This window comes from Halomonas sp. KM-1 (assembly GCF_000246875.1).
GTDB lineage: Bacteria > Pseudomonadota > Gammaproteobacteria > Pseudomonadales > Halomonadaceae > Halomonas > Halomonas aerodenitrificans.
In genome coordinates this window covers 1-4,461 of sequence record NZ_BAEU01000122.1, presented here as the reverse complement: position 1 = coordinate 4,461, position 4,461 = coordinate 1, and the positions used below count along the sequence as shown (strand labels likewise).

General features: G+C 69.6%; 4 protein-coding genes. 3 read left to right on the top strand and 1 reads right to left on the bottom strand.

Going from position 1 to position 4,461, the window contains the following annotated elements; all coding sequences use genetic code 11:
* The 3 genes from B8115_RS13885 to B8115_RS13875 all read left to right on the top strand — a co-directional run.
* On the top strand, positions 1 to 633 hold a 633-nt coding region (locus B8115_RS13885), incomplete at its 5' end, for an MnhB domain-containing protein (protein ID WP_010628417.1).
* Positions 630 to 908: an NADH-quinone oxidoreductase subunit K gene (locus B8115_RS13880; protein WP_010628416.1), complete on the top strand. Its 279-nt coding sequence runs from the start codon at positions 630 to 632 to the stop codon at positions 906 to 908. The genes B8115_RS13885 and B8115_RS13880, both read left to right, overlap by 4 nt.
* A complete protein-coding gene (locus B8115_RS13875; RefSeq protein WP_010628415.1) occupies positions 905 to 3,811 on the top strand; it encodes a proton-conducting transporter membrane subunit in 2,907 nt (968 codons plus the stop codon). Before B8115_RS13880 ends, B8115_RS13875 begins: the two co-directional genes overlap by 4 nt.
* Positions 3,812 to 3,828: 17 nt before the next feature.
* Here B8115_RS13875 and B8115_RS13870 read toward each other — a convergent pair.
* A partial coding sequence (locus B8115_RS13870; protein WP_010628414.1) for an ATP-dependent helicase C-terminal domain-containing protein occupies positions 3,829 to 4,461 on the bottom strand: 633 nt, incomplete at its 5' end.

The following is a 4,461-nucleotide window of genomic DNA, read 5'->3' as shown; positions in this document are numbered from 1 at the left end:
GCCGTCTTCGCCGCGTGCATCGGCGCGGGCTGGCTGGCCTGGGGCGTTCAACGCCTGCCGCGCCCCGGGCTGGCCGCCGAGGTGACGGCCGAGCTGGACGCCACCGGCGTCAGCCATGCCGTGACCGCCGTACTGCTCAACATCCGCGCGCTGGATACGCTGCTCGAAGTGGCGGTGATGCTGGGTGCCGTGATGCTGGTCTGGTCACTGGGTCCGGCGCTGCGCCCCTTCGCCCCGGCGACCGCCCTGCCCGGTCTGCCCGCCCTGTCGCGCCTGCTGCATCCGCTGTTCCTGCTCGTTCCCACCTATCTGCTGTGGCGCGGTGCCCATGCCCCGGGCGGCGCCTTTCCCGCCGGCGCAGTGCTGGGGGCCGGCGGCATTCTACTGCTGCTGGTAGAGCGTATCGGCTGGATGCAGCAGCCCCGCTTCAAGCCCCTGCTGCGCCTGCTGCTGGTCGCCGGATTGGCGCTGTTCCTCGCCGTCGGGCTGGGCGGCCTGCTGCTGACCGGGACCTTTCTGGCGATTCCCCAGGCACTGGCCAAGCCGGCGATCCTGGCGGTGGAAGTCGCCACGGCGCTCTCGATTGCGCTGATGCTGATGGCCCTCTACCTGTACGGGGAGCCCGGCCGATGAGTCTCTTCTACGCTGTCGTGTCTGCCCTGCTGTGCGGCATGGCCCTCATCGGCCTGTTTCGCACTGACGACCTGGTGCGCCGTATCGTGGCACTCAACGTGCTGGCCAGCGCCACCTTTCTGCTGCTGGTCACCCTCGCTCGCACCGATGCGGGGATCGATCCGGTTCCCCACGTGATGGTACTGACGGGCATCGTGGTGGCCGTGAGCACGACGGCCGCCGCACTGGGCTTGACGATCCGTGCCCACGAACGTCGTCATGAGGAGTCGCAATGACGGCATCGGGGCTGGCCGCCTGGACGCTCCCAGCGATGATCTTCCTGCCACTCGGTCTCTCGATAGCGGCATTTCTCGGCGCCCTCTCCCCCGGGCGTCAGGTGGCGCTGGGGCTGCCTGTCCTCCTGATGAGCCTCGCACTCTCCCTGCCGGCGACGCTGGGCGGGGAGTCGATCGGCATCGCCCTGGGCAACTGGCCGCCACCGCTGGGCATCGCCTGGCATCTCGATTTCCCCGCTCTCACGATGCTGATCATGACGGCCGTCGTGGCAGGCGCTGCCAGCCTGGCCCTGCTGCTGGACCCGTCGACATCCGCCGACCGCCATCTGTGGCCGCTGTGGTGGATGATGTGGGCAGGCCTCAACGCCCTGCTGCTGTCCCAGGATCTGTTCAATCTCTACGTGACGCTGGAGCTCGTCACCCTGGCCGGCGTCGGCCTGGTGGCCCGCTCCCCGCACGACCGCTTCGGCGAGGCGGCCCTTCGCTATCTGATGGCCTCGCTGCTGGCCTCCTTGCTGTACCTGCTGGGAACGGCACTGATCTACGGCCAGACCGGCCGGCTCGACCTCGGCCTGCTGGTCGACTCCCTGGAGGATGGTGCCACCATGCGCCTGGCGGCCGCCCTGCTCACCCTGGGGCTGCTGATCAAGGCCGCCGTGGTGCCGCTGCACACCTGGCTACCGGCCGCCCACTCCAAGGCCCAGGCGCCGGTCAGCGCCATACTGTCGGCGGTGGTGGTAGGGGTGACCCTGTTCGTACTCTGGCGCCTGTGGCTGGCCCCTCTGGCACAGCTCCACAGCGCTCAGCTCGATTGGCTGGTTGTGATCGGAATGGTGGCACTGGGCTGGGGCGGTGTTCAGGCCGCGCTGCAGACCCGACTCAAGCTCCTGATCGCCTGGTCCACGCTCTGCCACAGCGGCTACGCGCTACTGCTGCTCGGGCTCGATGCCGACATCAGCTGGTTCACCCCGAATGAACCGCATGCCCCTGCCTTTCCGGGCGGCCTGCAGCTGCTGCTCGCCCACGGGTTGGCCAAGGGCGCGCTGTTCCTCGCCGCCGGTGCCATCGTCGTCGCCCACGGCCACGATCGCCTCAGCCGGCTGGCCGGGGATGCCGGTCGCCTGCCGCTGGCCTGGCTGGCCATGGCACTGGCCGGCCTCAGCCTGCTGGGCATTCCCCCGACCGGCGGGTTCTTCGGCAAGTGGTGGCTGCTGCAAGGGGCGCTGGCGCAAGACCATTACCTCATTGCCACGGTCATGCTGCTCGGCACCTTCTTCACCGCTGCCTGCCTGTGGCGTCTGTTCGACCTGGGCCTGCGCCCCGAACCGCGCCGGGCAGCCGTTATCGCCTCACGCCCCACTCACGGCGACATCACCCGACGCCTCTCCTGGCTGGCACTGGGGCTTGCCGGACTGGCCTGGGGCCTGGGCCCCTTCATGGCGCTGTCTGCGCAGCTTCCCATGGAGTTCACTATCAGCCTCGCCCTGGATGCCACCGGGCTGGCCTTCCTGCTGCCGGCGCTGTGCATCTGGCCGCTGGTGCTGTGGGCCACCTACAGCTGGCGGAACACCTTCCCTGCCGCCAGCAGCCTTCTCGTCATGCTGGCGGCGGCAGCGGCGATCCATCTGGTCGCCCTGCTCGCCGCGGACCTGCTGACCTTCTACACCGGCGCCGCGCTGCTCAGCCTGCTGGGCTGGGCCATGGTGCAGCACGACGGGCATCAGTCATCGCGCCTGGCCGGCTTGGGCTATCTGGTCATGCTGCTGCTGGCCGAAGTGGCGATGCTGGCGGGCCTCGCGCTCATCGCCAACGCCACCGGCGACCTGCGCTTCGCCAGTCTGACTCACCACGAGCTGCCACCTCTGGCCCTGGGCTACATGGCGTTTGGACTGGCCATCAAGGCCGGTGTCATCGGCGTGCATGCCTGGCTGCCGCTGGCCCATCCGGTCGCCCCGCCCATGGCTAGCGCCATCCTCTCGGGGCTGATGATCAAGCTCGGCCTGCTGGGTGCCCTGCGCCTGCTCCCGCTCAGCGATGTCACCGTGGCCTGGGGCCCCGTCATGGTAATGGTGGGGCTGTTCGCTGCCGTCTATGCGGCACTGCGAGGCATCGTTCACGATCACGCCAAGGTCGTGCTGGCCTGGTCGAGCGTAAGTCAGATGGGGCTGCTCACCGCTCTGCTGGGCCTGGTGCTGTATAGCGGCTCACCGGCCACCGCCATGACGGCCCTGCTACTGCTGGCGGCAACGCACTCCCTGGCCAAGGCCAGCCTGTTTCTGGGGGCGGGCATGGCCAACCGGATGCACGGCAGGGAGCACCGCTGGGTACTGCTCGGCATGCTGCTGCCGGCCCTGGCGTTGGCAGGCGTGCCGCCCACGGGCGGCGTGCTGGTGAAGGCCACCATGGAGAGCGCTCTGACGGAAGCCGACGGGGCCGGCTGGCTGCTCTCCCTCTCGGGCATCGCCACCGGCCTGTTGATGCTGCGCCTGCTGTGGCTGCTGTGGCGCTCGCCGCCCGGCCGGCAGACGCTGCACATACCCGGCGGGCTGTGGCTCGGCTGGGCCACGCTGGCAGCCCTGCCGGTGCTGGTGGCCTGGGGCTGGCAATGGTACGCCCCGCTTGTCGCAGCACCGCTCGCGACTCTGCGCTCCGGCCTGCTGGAGCCAACTCTCGCCCTTGGGCTGGCGGCCATGGTGGTTCTGCTCAAACCTCGGCTGCCGCAGTTGGGGCAGGCACGCCTTGCATGGCGCCAGGCGCTGGAACGGCGGGGAGAGCGAGGTTTTCGACGGCTGGCCTGGACCCTCAAGCGGAGCGAAAGCAGGCTTCAACCCTGGCCTGCCTTCGGCATCGCACTGGGGTTCGTGTCGCTGGGCATGGGCATGGCAGCGCTGCTACCCGGCTGAAGGCCAGCAGCGTCGGCTCATGAGCGCCGCTTGGTGCGGGCGGTAGCCTCGGCGGTGGTGGGGTCTTCGGGCCAGGGATGCTTGGGGTAACGACCGCGCATCTCGCGGCGCACCTCGGGGTAGCCGTTGGCCCAGAAGCTGGCGAGATCCGCGGTGACCTGCAGCGGGCGCCGCGCCGGCGAGAGCAGGTGCAACAGCACCGCCACCCGCCCTTCGGCGATTCGCGGCGACGCCTGCCAGCCGAAGGTTTCCTGCAGCTTCACCGCCAGCACCGGCGCCCGGCCCTCCAGGCACGGCGTATAGTCGAGGCGAATCTGTGAACCGCTGGGCACTTCGAGACGCTCCGGCGCCAGCGCATCGAGGCGGCTGCGCAGCGACCAGTCGAGGCTATCGAGCAGAAAGCGACCCAGCGGCAGCCGCGCCACCGCGTCGAGGCTTCTGACCCCGTCGAGGTGCGGCCCCAGCCAGGCTTCGAGATCGTCGAGCAGTGCCGGCAAGGACCAGTCGGGCCAAGTGTCCTGATCACAGTCTTGATCACCCCGAGAGCCCAACGCCTTGCGCAGCAGCGCTACCCTGCCGCGCAGCTGCTCGGCGCTGTCGTCGAAGGGCAGCTCGCCGCGCCGGCGCAGGGCATCGAGCACTCGCGATAT